The following is a 10,971-nucleotide window of genomic DNA, read 5'->3' on the forward strand; positions in this document are numbered from 1 at the left end:
ACGTCAACCCCATCATTTGGGCCTACCGGGACCCTCGCCGATCCCTCAGGTAGGCACACCGCATGCGCGCATTTTGAGTGAGGCAACGTATACCGGCTTCGCGCGCATAAAAGGCGAGTCAACGCGGGCGTGTCAAACTTGAATCGAACAGGTGTTCGTCTACTGTGGGCGGCAGCGCGGGATGTCTGGTCACGCCGACTTGTCGGTACCGACCTCTAGCGTCACGGCCAACCGATCGAAAACCGATCACGCACGAGGATGGAGACCACCATGGCGCAAGCCCCGGATCGCGAGAAGGCCCTAGACCTGGCACTCGCGCAGATCGAGAAGAGTCACGGCAAAGGCTCGGTGATGCGGCTCGGCGACGAGGTACGCCAGCCCATCTCTGTCATCCCGACCGGCTCCATCGCCCTGGACGTGGCGCTGGGCATCGGCGGGCTGCCGCGCGGCCGAGTCGTCGAAATTTATGGCCCGGAGTCCTCGGGTAAGACCACCGTCGCGCTGCACGCGGTGGCCAACGCACAGGCCGCAGGCGGTATCGCGGCCTTCATCGACGCCGAGCACGCGCTCGATCCCGACTATGCCCAGAAGCTGGGTGTGGACACCGATTCACTGCTGGTCTCTCAGCCCGACACCGGCGAGCAGGCCCTGGAGATCGCCGACATGCTGATCCGGTCCGGGGCCTTGGACATTCTGGTCATCGACTCGGTCGCCGCGCTGGTGCCCCGCGCCGAGATCGAGGGCGAGATGGGCGATAGCCACGTCGGCCTGCAAGCCCGGCTGATGAGCCAGGCGCTCCGCAAGATCACCGGCGCGCTGAGCAATTCGGGCACCACCGCGATCTTCATCAACCAGCTCCGCGAAAAGATCGGTGTGATGTTCGGCAGCCCAGAAACGACAACGGGTGGAAAGGCTTTGAAGTTCTACGCTTCGGTCCGGTTGGACGTCAGACGCATTGAAACCCTCAAGGACGGCACCGATGCGGTGGGCAACCGCACCAGGGTCAAGGTCGTCAAGAACAAGGTGTCACCTCCGTTCAAGCAGGCCGAGTTCGACATCCTCTACGGCAAGGGCATCTCCAAGGAGGGCTCGCTCATCGACATGGGTGTTGAGCACGGCTTCGTCCGCAAGTCCGGGTCCTGGTTCACCTACGAGGGTGAGCAGCTGGGTCAGGGCAAGGAGAACGCGCGGAACTTCCTGCTGGAGAACGGCGACGTGGCCAACGAGATCGAGAAGAAGATCAAGGAAAAACTCGGTATCGGCGCCGTGCTGACCGACGACTCCGCCAATGGCCCCGCCAATGTCGAACCCCTGCCCGTCCCCGTCGACTTCTGAGGCCTCTCGCGAGGAGCAGGCGCGGGCGTTGTGTCTGCGCCTGCTCACGGCGAGAGCACGTACCCGCGCCGAGCTGGAGGGACAGCTGGCCAAGCGGGGTTACTCCGACGACGTCAGCGCCACGGTGCTCGATCGGCTGGCGCGCGTCGGACTGGTCGATGACGCAGACTTCGCCGAGCAGTGGGTCCGCTCGCGGCGGGTGCACGCGGGGAAAGGCAAGCGCGCCTTAGCCGCCGAGCTGCGCAACAAGGGTGTGGACAGCGAGGTGATCACCGCCGCGTTGGCCGACATCGACGCGGGCGCCGAACGTCAGCGCGCCGAGCAGCTGGTTCGCGACAAACTTCGCCGCGAGAAGTTCGGCGACGATGACGACACCAAGCTGAGGCGCAGGCTCGTCGGCATGCTGGCTCGCCGCGGCTACCACCAGACCATGGCGTTCGACGTTGTCAGTGTCGAGTTGGCCAGCGAACGGGAGCGACGCCGGGTGTAGGCCTCGGGTGTGGCAGGTAGCGCGAGGTACGTTGCGCACATGCTGCTATCGGCCAAGCTCGCCCCGACATTCGACTATCCGGTGCTCCACGAGTTCTGGTCGCGGGCCGACAAGCTGGGATTTCATTCGGTCGCCAACTACGACCACTTCTACGGGCTGGCGGATATGTCGGATCCGACGTACGAGGGGTGGACATCGCTGGCCGCCATGGCCGGTGTGGTGACCCGGGCCCGCATCGGTTGCATGGTGACCGGCGTGACGTATCGCCACCCGGCGATCGTGGCGAAGATGGCGGTGACGGTCGACCACATCAGCGGCGGGCGGCTGGATTTCGGGCTGGGCGCGGGCTGGCATGAAGAGGAACACCGTGGGTACGGACTCGACTTTCCGAGCCCGGCCGTGCGCGTGGAGATGCTCGACGAGGCACTCACCGTCATTCGTCGGCTGTGGACCGAGGACGCTGTCACCTTCGACGGCCGTCACTATCGCCTACGCGATGCGCTGGCCAATCCGAAACCGCTACAGAAGCCGCACCCGCCGATCGTCATCGGCGGCGAGAAGCCGAAGATGTTGCGCGTCATCGCCCGTCACGCCGATGAATGGAACGTTCCGAGCCACGGCGATGTGGCGGCCTGGGCGAATACCAGCGCCCTGCTGGACGAGGCCTGCGCGGAGGTCGGCCGCGATCCGGCGGAGATCCGGCGCTCGATTCAACTGTTCGTCCTACCCGCCGCGGACGGTCACCTCGACGAACAATTGGCCCGATTGCCGGAGCTGGACGGCCTCGGCTGCGACCACGCTGTGCTGTCGTTCTACCAACCGCCGTCGGCCGCCCAGATGGAGCGCTGCGCCGCACTGATCTAGCGTTTCAGATGGTGCCGCCCGGTTCGGCCAGCTTCACCTTCGCGCCGGGCGCCCCCTCCTGCTCGATCGTCTCCGGGTCCAACGGCGTCGCACCACGACGTGATCGGCGCAGCCTCGCCTCCAGCCACACCGCGAACGACGATAGCGCGAAGTTGACGACGATCATCAGGATCGCGACGAAGATGAGCGCCGGCAGATAGTTGGTGAACGAGGCGCCGATGTTCTGTCCCTGCGACACCAGTTCCGGATACGTGATGGCGACGCCGAGGGCGGTGTCCTTGAGGACGACGACCAACTGCGAGATCAGCACCGGCAGCATCGATGTAATCGCTTGCGGCAGCAGGATTGACCGCATGGTCTGTCCCCAGCGCATGCCGAGCGACGATGCGGCCTCCGACTGTCCGCGTGGCAACGCATTCACCCCGGCCCTGACGATCTCGGCGATGACGGCGCCGTTGTACAGCGTCAGGCCGGTCACCACACCTGCCAGCGTGGCGTATTCGGAGTCGATGAGGTTGTACTTGGAGTAGAGGAAGTACGCGAAGATCATCATGATCAGCACGGGTACGGCGCGGAAGAACTCGACGAAAACCGCGCATGGCCGACTGATCCATGCGTGCGTCGACAGCCGCCCGACTCCGAGTGCAACGCCGAGAATTCCCGCCAGCACGATCGACAGCGCCGCTGCCTTCAGCGTGCCCTCGATACCGGGGATGATGTAGTTCTCCCAGACGTTCGGAGTGACGAACGGCTCCCACTTCGCCCACTGCAGTTGGCCTTTGGCCCAGAGTTCAACTCCGATGTAGAGGAGTACCAAGGCCACGACCAGCACGGTGACCCCGGTCGCGATCCAGTTACGGACCCTGGCACGCGGGCCCGGTGCGTCGAAGAGGACGGATGATCCGCTCACCGGGCCACCGCCATCCGCTTGCCCATCCAACCGAACAACAGGCCCAACGGCAGTGTGAGCGCGACGAATCCGGCCGCGAACAGGCCGCCGATCAGGAGCAGCGCCGACGAATTCTCAACCCACTCCGACATCAGCAGCGATGCCTCCGCCACGCCGATGACTGAAGCGATCGTGGTGTTCTTGGTCAGGGCGATGAGCACCGACCCCATGGGGATGATCGTCGCGCGGAACGCCTGAGGAAGCAAAACGAGTCTGAGGTTCTGGCTGAATGTGAAACCCAGTGACCTGGCGGCCTCGGCCTGTCCCAACGGGATCGTGTTGACGCCTGAGCGCAGCGTCTCGCAGACAAACGACGCCGTATAGATCGACAAACCGAGTACTGCCAGGCGGAAGTTGTTGTCCACCAGGAATGTTGGCGAACTCGAGTCGGCCAATTCGACACCCAGCGATGTGTACAGCCCCAGTGACGTGAACAGGATGATCAGCGTCAACGGGGTGTTGCGCACAATGTTGACGTAACCGGTGCCGAGCCAGTTGAGCACCGGCACCGGCGACAACCGCATTGCCGCCAGTGCCGTGCCGATGACCACAGCCCACAGAGCCGAGAACAACGTCAACTGGATGGTGACCCAAAACGCTCGGAAGAACGCACCTGGATCCTGGGTGAAGAGCTCCATACTCGCTCCGCGAGACGGCCGCCGGCCGTCAGTTGGTGGCAGCGATGGCCGGAGGCTCTGGCGTCGCGATGCCCGCCGGACCGAGGTTCTTCTCGAACGCCGCCGCCCAGGCTCCGTCGGCCTCCATCTTCGTCAGCGCATCGTTGATCTTGGTCAACAGTTCGGTGTCGCCCTTCTTCAGGCCGATGCCGTAGTTCTCTTCCGAGAACGTCCCACCGACCAGCTTGAACGCGCCGGGAGTCTGCGCGGCGTAGCCGGCGAGGATCACCTCGTCAGTGGTCACGGCTGCGACCTTGCCCGTCTTGAGCGCCTCGATGCACGCCGAGTAGTTGGGGTACTCCTGCAGTTGGACCGTCGGGAACTCGTCCTTGATCTTCTGAGCTGGCGTCGAGCCCTTCACCGAACAGAGGATCTTGCCGGCCAGCGAGTCCTTGCCCGTGATGTCGGTGTTGTTGGCCTGCACCAGCAAGCTCTGCCCCGTGACGAGGTAGGGGCCCGCAAAGTCAACGCGCTGCTTGCGCTCGTCGGTGATCGAGTAGGTGGCGGCGATGAAGTCGACCTGGTTGTTGTCGATGAGGTTCTCGCGCTGCGCGGAGACCGCTTCCTTCCACTCGATCTTGTCGGGTGCGTAGCCCAACTGTTCGGCGACATAGGTGGCTACGTCGACGTCGAACCCGCTGTAGGTGCCGTCGGGGTTCTTCAGCCCAAGACCGGGCTGGTCGAACTTGATCCCGATGGTGACCTTCTCTTTGTCGCCCGAGGCGGCGCTGCCCCCGGAATCCCCGCCACCACACGCGGTGAGGGAGAGGGGGACTGCGACGGCAAGCGCAATAGCGCCCACTAGTCGTTTCGAAATGGATGGCATTCCTGGTTCCTTTCGAGTCAGTGCTTGAGGATCTTGCCGAGAAAGTCTTTGGCGCGGTCGGACTGGGGGTTGGTGAAGAACTCCATCGGCTCGGCCGCCTCGACGATCGCTCCGTCGGCCATGAACACGACGCGGTTGGCCGCACCCCGTGCGAAACCCATCTCGTGGGTGACGACGATCATCGTCATGCCGTCCTTGGCCAACGACGTCATGACGTTGAGGACTTCGTTGATCATCTCGGGGTCCAGTGCGCTGGTCGGCTCGTCGAACAGCATGACCTTCGGGTTCATCGCCAGAGACCGCGCGATCGCCACCCGCTGCTGTTGACCGCCCGACAGCTGCGCGGGGTATTTGTCGGCCTGATTGGCCACCCCGACGCGCTCCAACAGCGCCATGGCGGCCTCGCGGGCCTTGTCCTTGGACGCCCTGCGCACCTTCATCGGTGCCAGTGTCACGTTGTCCAGAATTGTCTTGTGCGCGAACAGGTTGAACGACTGGAAGACCATGCCGACGTCGGACCGGAGTTGCGCCAGCCGCTTGCCCTCGGCGGGCAACACCTCGCCGTCGATGGCGATCCTTCCGGAGTCGATGGTCTCCAGGCGGTTGATGGTGCGGCATAACGTCGACTTGCCCGAGCCCGAGGGGCCCAGTACAACGATCACCTGCCCGCGGTCCACGGTGAGGTTGATGTCGTTGAGCACATGCAGGCTGCCGAAGTGCTTGTTGACGTTCTCCATGGAGACCATGGGCACAGCTGTCGGAGTCGGATCGACCTCTCGCACTTCCGACCCGGTGAGTTCCATGGGTGCAGACCTTACCCAGGTAAGCCCGGACGTGCCTGGAACTCGTCAATCCGCTCAGGTCGCCATCCCGGCCTGTCCGTACCATGGGGCGCGTGACTTCGACGGTGACGCAACAGGCGATGGCCGACAGTGCCGTTCGCCAGACGGCGGCCATCACCTCCTCGCGTGAACCCTCGTCGGTGCGCACCTATCAGGTCCGCACCTACGGCTGCCAGATGAACGTCCACGATTCCGAGCGGCTGGCGGGGTTGCTGGAGGCCGCCGGGTACCGCAAGGCCGCCGACGACAGCGACGCCGATGTCGTCGTGTTCAATACGTGCGCGGTACGCGAAAACGCCGACAACAAGTTGTACGGCAACCTCAGCCATCTGGCGCCCCGCAAGCAAGCCGAACCCGATGTGCAGATCGCTGTCGGCGGTTGTCTGGCTCAGAAGGACCGCGACTCGGTGCTGAAACGGGCGCCGTGGGTCGACGTCGTATTCGGCACCCACAACATCGGGTCACTGCCGGCGCTGCTCGACCGTGCCCGCCACAACCGGGAAGCCCAGGTCGAGATCGTCGAGGCGTTGGAGGAGTTCCCGTCGGCCCTGCCCGCCGCCCGCGAGTCTGCCTATGCCGCATGGGTATCGGTGTCTGTCGGCTGCAACAACACCTGCACGTTCTGCATCGTGCCTGCCTTGCGCGGCAAGGAGGTCGACCGAAGGCCCGGCGACGTTCTCGCGGAGGTGAACTCGCTGGTCGATCAGGGTGTTCTCGAAATAACCCTGCTCGGTCAGAACGTCAACGCCTACGGAGTCTCGTTTGCCGATCGTGATCAGCCGCGCGACAGGGGAGCATTCGCCAAACTGCTGCGTGCGTGCGGACGCATCGACGGGCTGGAACGGGTTCGTTTCACCTCGCCCCATCCCGCCGAGTTCACCGACGACGTGATCGAGGCGATGGCCGAGACGCCGAATATCTGCCCCACGCTGCATATGCCGTTGCAGTCGGGCTCGGACCGGATGCTGAAGGCGATGCGACGTTCCTACCGCGCCGAGCGGTACCTCGGCATCATCGACCGCGTGCGCGTGGCCATCCCGCACGCCGCGATCACCACCGACCTCATTGTCGGATTCCCCGGTGAGACCGAGGCGGACTTCCAGGCCACGCTCGATGTCGTCGAGCGGGCGCGGTTCGCCAACGCATTCACCTTCCAATACTCCAAGCGACCGGGCACACCCGCGGCCGAGCTGGACGATCAGGTGCCCAAACACGTTGTGGCCGAGCGATATCAGCGGTTGATCGATCTTCAGGAGCGGGTCGCGCTCGAGGAGAACACCGCGCAGATCGGCCGCACGGTCGAACTGCTGGTGGCCACTGGCGAAGGGCGCAAGGACGCCGCGACCGCGCGCATGTCCGGGCGGGCACGGGACGGCCGACTGGTGCATTTCAACCCCGATGGCCTGCAGATCCGCCCCGGGGACGTCGTGACGACGACCGTCACCGGCGCCGCACCGCATCACCTGATCGCCGACTCCGCCATCGGAACTCATCGCCGCACCCGGGCGGGTGACGCCCACGCAGCGGGCGCGCGTCCGCGCACGGGGGTCGGCCTCGGCATGCCGCGCGTCGGCGCCCCAGCAGAGCCGCAGATGTCGTCTGGATGCAGCCGGTGACCAAGCCAGAGAACGGCGAGTTCGATAGTTTCAAGGGCGACATCGAGGCCGCCGAGCGACGTGTCGCGCGTGAAATAGATCCCGGCCCACGGGCATTGGTCATCGCCATCGGCGTGTTCGTACTTCTGCTGTCGTTCGTGCTGCCCCACACCGGCGGCGCCAAGGGCCTGGACGTGCTGATCGGCGGCGAGGCCGCGATCCGCGAGGGGATCTCCCTGCCCTCGCGGGTGTTCACCTGGCTGGCGCTGGTGTTCGGTGTCGGATTCTCGATGTTGGCGCTGCTGACGCGACGCTGGGCGCTGGCGTGGATCGCGCTGGCCGGGTCGACGGTGTCGTCGTTGCTCGGCCTGCTGGCGGTGTGGTCGAGGCAGACCGCGCCCGGGCCTTACCCCGGTCCCGGTATCGGGCTGATCGTCGCCTGGCTGGCGGTCATTGTGGTGACGTACCACTGGGCACGGGCGGTGTGGGCGCGCACGGCGCTTCAGCTGGCCGCCGAGGAGGAACGCCGCCGCCAAGCCTCCGAGCAGCAGCGTAAGGGTCTACTCGACGGCATCGGCGAGGACAAGCCGCAGGACTGACTGTCCACGGCGCGCGTTAGGTGGGTCGATGGAGGCAACCGTCGAGCGCGGCGCTCACGACCGGTCGGTACGCTTCGATGAATTCGTCAGTCGACAGTTCAGCGACTGAGGCCACCTCCAGCACGTAGCGCGCGTAGATCACGCCGACCAACTGGGTGACCAGCACGGCGGAACATCGTCGCGCATCTGAAGCGGACACGCCTTCCTCACACAGCCGCGCCGCCACCGGCGCATCGAGCGCTGCCTCGACGAAACCCCTTGTGAGTGAAGGACTTTCTCCGCCGCCGCCCGCGTGCGCGATCGCCAGCAATGTCGCCCGGTTCTCGGGTACATCCCACGTCTGCACCAACGCGGTCAACAATCGAAGAGGCAGGTCGGCGGCTGGGCCGGCGATCTGCTCGGCGATGACAGCCACCGGATTGGCGCGAAGCGCGAACGCCTCACCGAAGAGTTCCTGTTTGGAGCCGAAGAAGTAGTTGATCAGGGCTGGATCGACGCCCGCGTCGGCCGCGATCATGCGCATCGTCGCCGCACGGAATCCGACCTCGATGAAACGTGCGCGGGCGGCCTGCAGGATCTCTGCCTTGGTGTCGGGGCCACCGGTGCGGCGCCCGGGACCAGGACGATCGGGCCCTTTATTCATCACAGTTGAATTATAGGTCCCATGCGTCGTAGAGTTAATTCATCACTGTTGAATAACTTTCGAAAGGACAATGAAATGCCTGATCCGGCCCCTCGCTCCGAGACCATGCCGGCCCGGTTGGTGCCGCCGTCCGCCCACGGGTACCTGATGCTGGCGGCGGCCGTGGATCGCCGGCGGCCGTTCCTTCCGAATAGTCGGCGCAAGGCGGCGGTGTTGTCGGCGTTGTCCGAGGACATCGGAGAGCTCGAGCGGAAGCACGGTGTGACGCAGGCGCTGGTGTTCGACGCGCGGTTGGTCGCGCCCGGGATGGGCCACCAACTCCTTCGTGCGCGTGGGGTCGCCCCTGCGCGATTCGACGTCGTCGTGCTCATCGAGACGGTCGATCCAGACACTGCGGTGGCACTCAAATGCGATGCCTCATACCTGCGGATGAAGAATCGGTTGACGGCCGCCGCGGCCCAGGTCTACGAAGTCGCGGCACGCAACGTTCGCCGCATCGCCGACGTTGACCACGACAAGTCGTCGGTGTTCCTGCTCAATTTCTTCTATGCCGACGATCCGCGCCGCCTCCTGTCCGTATGGGAGGACACCGCGGGGTGGTTCGTCGCCAACACGGCGTTGCCGGACTCCACCGTGTTCGAACCGCTACCTGGTGAACGTGACGACTACGGAATAATCAACCACGCCAGCTGGCCGCACTTCCGCACGTTCCTACCGCATCTGCTCCTGCGGCCGTCGTTCCGACGATTCGTCCTGGCCACCTTCGAGTCCAACGGTGTTGCAGCACAACCGATTCTGTACCACCGTGTGGTGCCGCAACGGGTTGCGGTGCAGGCGCGGGCGCGTTAACGCCTGCCCAGCGAAGCGGCCGCGGCGTCGGCCCACTGCCGCCACTGCTCGGCATTCGCCCGCGCTTCGGCGGCATCCTTCTCCCGCCCGGCTGCCGTCGCCTTCTCGGCCTGGCGTTCATATTGCTCTGCGCGAGAACGGAATTGATCGGCGCGGGCCTTTGCTTCCGGGTCGACACCGCCGGTCGGGGTGTCGCGGACCTTCTTCTCCACCGCGCGCAGCCGACGTTCCAGGTCGGCGCCCCGCTCGCGCGGCACCTTGCCGATCGCGTCCCACTTGTCGCCGATCGTCCGTAGCGCCGCCCTGGCCGCCTCGAGATCGCTGGTATCGATCTTCTCCGCCTCGGCGAGCAGTTTCTCCTTCGCATCGGCGTTGGCGCGGAACTCGGTATCGCGTTCTGCGTTCGCGGCGTTGCGTGCTGAGAAGAACGTGTCCTGGGCCGCCTTGAGCCGCTGCCACAGGGCATCGTCGACGTCCTTTGCGGCCCGTCCCGCAGCCTTCCACTCGTTGAGCAGGTCGCGGAAGGCCGCTGCGGTCGGTCCCCAGTCCGTCGAGTCGGCCAATGCCTCGGCCCGTTCACAGATCGCTTCCTTGGCCTGTCGGACGCCGGCACGCTCGCGGTCGAGGTCGGCGAAATGTGAACCGCGCCTGCGGTTGAACGCTTCGCGGGCCGCGGAGTACCGCTTCCACAGCGCGTCGTCGGACTTGCGGTCCAGCCCGGTGATGGTGCGCCACTCGTCGAGGATCTCGCGCAACCGATCACCTGCGACCTTCCACTGGGTGGAGTTGGTGGCCAGCTCCTCGGCTTCGGCGGCCAGTGCTTCCTTGCGTGCCATCTGGGCGGCGCGGTGTTCTTCGCGCTTCGCCTTCTCGGCCTGCGCCGTTTCGTCGGCGTGTTCGACGATGGTGGCCAGCCGCGCGGCGACGGCGTCGACGTCGCCGAGCACATGGGCGTCGGCCAGCGTTTCGGCGAGTGCGGCCGCCGCGGCCTTGATCTTGCGGGCGTCGCCGGTCCCGGATTCGAGTCGGCTCTCCATGAGAGCGACCTCGGTGTGCAGGTCGTCGAAGCGACGGCCGAAATGCGCGAACGCGGCTTCGGTGTCACCGGCCTGCCAAGACCCGATGACGCGTTCACCGGAGCCGGTGATCAGCCACACCGTGCCGTCGGGGTCGACCCTGCCGAAGCGGTGGGGATCGCTCGAGGGGGGCGCCGCAATCGTCGGCGCCGGCTTACCGGGTCGCGGCGCGGGACGGGGTGGTCCTGGCGCTGTCTCTGATACACAGCTGACGCTGCCGAAGTAA

The 10,971-nt window shown here is 65.4% G+C and carries 12 protein-coding genes; 6 read left to right on the forward strand and 6 right to left on the reverse strand.

Going from position 1 to position 10,971, the window contains the following annotated elements:
- Positions 1-270 precede the first annotated feature (270 nt).
- Genes recA through CSQ99_RS30045 form a run of 3 tightly spaced genes read left to right on the forward strand, consistent with a single transcriptional unit; the run spans position 271 to position 2,689 of the window.
- Complete coding sequence (gene recA, locus CSQ99_RS30035; RefSeq protein WP_099042630.1) at positions 271-1,335, forward strand: recombinase RecA; 1,065 nt, start codon at positions 271-273, stop codon at positions 1,333-1,335.
- Positions 1,301-1,825, forward strand: coding sequence for a recombination regulator RecX (recX, locus tag CSQ99_RS30040; RefSeq protein ID WP_099042619.1), 525 nt, complete (start codon positions 1,301-1,303; stop codon positions 1,823-1,825). The genes recA and recX overlap by 35 nt, the downstream gene beginning before the upstream one ends.
- A gap of 39 nt (positions 1,826-1,864) precedes the next feature.
- Positions 1,865-2,689: a TIGR03560 family F420-dependent LLM class oxidoreductase gene (locus CSQ99_RS30045; protein WP_099042620.1), complete on the forward strand. Its 825-nt coding sequence runs from the start codon at positions 1,865-1,867 to the stop codon at positions 2,687-2,689.
- A 4-nt stretch (positions 2,690-2,693) separates the two neighbouring features.
- Here CSQ99_RS30045 and CSQ99_RS30050 read toward each other — a convergent pair whose 3' ends face one another.
- The 4 genes from CSQ99_RS30050 to CSQ99_RS30065 are packed head-to-tail and all read right to left on the reverse strand — an operon-like array spanning position 2,694 to position 5,887.
- Positions 2,694-3,599 carry an amino acid ABC transporter permease gene (locus CSQ99_RS30050; RefSeq protein WP_099042621.1) on the reverse strand — a complete coding sequence of 302 codons (906 nt, stop codon included), beginning with the start codon at positions 3,597-3,599 and terminating at the stop codon, positions 2,694-2,696.
- Positions 3,596-4,276: an amino acid ABC transporter permease gene (locus tag CSQ99_RS30055; protein WP_099042622.1), complete on the reverse strand. Its 681-nt coding sequence runs from the start codon at positions 4,274-4,276 to the stop codon at positions 3,596-3,598. The genes CSQ99_RS30050 and CSQ99_RS30055 overlap by 4 nt, the downstream gene beginning before the upstream one ends.
- Positions 4,277-4,304: 28 nt before the next feature.
- Positions 4,305-5,141, reverse strand: a complete 837-nt coding sequence (locus CSQ99_RS30060) for a glutamate ABC transporter substrate-binding protein (RefSeq protein ID WP_099042623.1) — start codon at positions 5,139-5,141, stop codon at positions 4,305-4,307.
- Between the two features lie 17 nt (positions 5,142-5,158).
- Positions 5,159-5,887, reverse strand: a complete 729-nt coding sequence (locus tag CSQ99_RS30065; protein ID WP_176561295.1) for an amino acid ABC transporter ATP-binding protein — start codon at positions 5,885-5,887, stop codon at positions 5,159-5,161.
- A gap of 176 nt (positions 5,888-6,063) precedes the next feature.
- On the opposite strand from CSQ99_RS30065, the gene miaB reads away from it, so the two are divergent.
- Positions 6,064-7,599: a tRNA (N6-isopentenyl adenosine(37)-C2)-methylthiotransferase MiaB gene (miaB, locus tag CSQ99_RS30070; protein WP_099042625.1), complete on the forward strand. Its 1,536-nt coding sequence runs from the start codon at positions 6,064-6,066 to the stop codon at positions 7,597-7,599.
- Positions 7,587-8,177, forward strand: a complete 591-nt coding sequence (locus CSQ99_RS30075; protein ID WP_099042626.1) for an Rv2732c family membrane protein — start codon at positions 7,587-7,589, stop codon at positions 8,175-8,177. The genes miaB and CSQ99_RS30075 overlap by 13 nt, the downstream gene beginning before the upstream one ends.
- Before the next feature lie 16 nt (positions 8,178-8,193).
- On the opposite strand, the gene CSQ99_RS30080 is transcribed toward CSQ99_RS30075, so the two are convergent.
- A complete protein-coding gene (locus CSQ99_RS30080; RefSeq protein WP_099042627.1) occupies positions 8,194-8,820 on the reverse strand; it encodes a TetR/AcrR family transcriptional regulator in 627 nt (208 codons plus the stop codon).
- A gap of 75 nt (positions 8,821-8,895) precedes the next feature.
- Between CSQ99_RS30080 and CSQ99_RS30085 the strand changes: the two genes are divergently transcribed.
- Positions 8,896-9,669, forward strand: a complete 774-nt coding sequence (locus tag CSQ99_RS30085; protein ID WP_099042628.1) for a hypothetical protein — start codon at positions 8,896-8,898, stop codon at positions 9,667-9,669.
- Here CSQ99_RS30085 and CSQ99_RS30090 read toward each other — a convergent pair.
- A partial coding sequence (locus tag CSQ99_RS30090; RefSeq protein ID WP_425437898.1) for a DUF349 domain-containing protein occupies positions 9,666-10,971 on the reverse strand: 1,306 nt, incomplete at its 5' end. The genes CSQ99_RS30085 and CSQ99_RS30090 overlap by 4 nt on opposite strands.

The organism is Mycobacterium neglectum, assembly GCF_002591975.1.
GTDB classification, from domain to species: domain Bacteria; phylum Actinomycetota; class Actinomycetes; order Mycobacteriales; family Mycobacteriaceae; genus Mycobacterium; species Mycobacterium neglectum.

What these genes read in the sequence shown, in the direction of transcription:
- CSQ99_RS30075 (WP_099042626.1), top strand. Translation starts at nt 7,587, where the DNA reads ATGCAGCCGGTGACCAAGCCAGAGAACGGCGAGTTCGATAGTTTCAAG.
- CSQ99_RS30085 (WP_099042628.1), top strand. Translation starts at nt 8,896, where the DNA reads ATGCCTGATCCGGCCCCTCGCTCCGAGACCATGCCGGCCCGGTTGGTG.
- CSQ99_RS30055 (WP_099042622.1), bottom strand. Translation starts at nt 4,276, where the DNA reads ATGGAGCTCTTCACCCAGGATCCAGGTGCGTTCTTCCGAGCGTTTTGG.
- miaB (WP_099042625.1), top strand. Translation starts at nt 6,064, where the DNA reads ATGGCCGACAGTGCCGTTCGCCAGACGGCGGCCATCACCTCCTCGCGT.
- CSQ99_RS30080 (WP_099042627.1), bottom strand. Translation starts at nt 8,820, where the DNA reads ATGAATAAAGGGCCCGATCGTCCTGGTCCCGGGCGCCGCACCGGTGGC.
- recA (WP_099042630.1), top strand. Translation starts at nt 271, where the DNA reads ATGGCGCAAGCCCCGGATCGCGAGAAGGCCCTAGACCTGGCACTCGCG.
- CSQ99_RS30045 (WP_099042620.1), top strand. Translation starts at nt 1,865, where the DNA reads ATGCTGCTATCGGCCAAGCTCGCCCCGACATTCGACTATCCGGTGCTC.
- CSQ99_RS30065 (WP_176561295.1), bottom strand. Translation starts at nt 5,887, where the DNA reads ATGGTCTCCATGGAGAACGTCAACAAGCACTTCGGCAGCCTGCATGTG.
- recX (WP_099042619.1), top strand. Translation starts at nt 1,301, where the DNA reads ATGTCGAACCCCTGCCCGTCCCCGTCGACTTCTGAGGCCTCTCGCGAG.
- CSQ99_RS30060 (WP_099042623.1), bottom strand. Translation starts at nt 5,141, where the DNA reads ATGCCATCCATTTCGAAACGACTAGTGGGCGCTATTGCGCTTGCCGTC.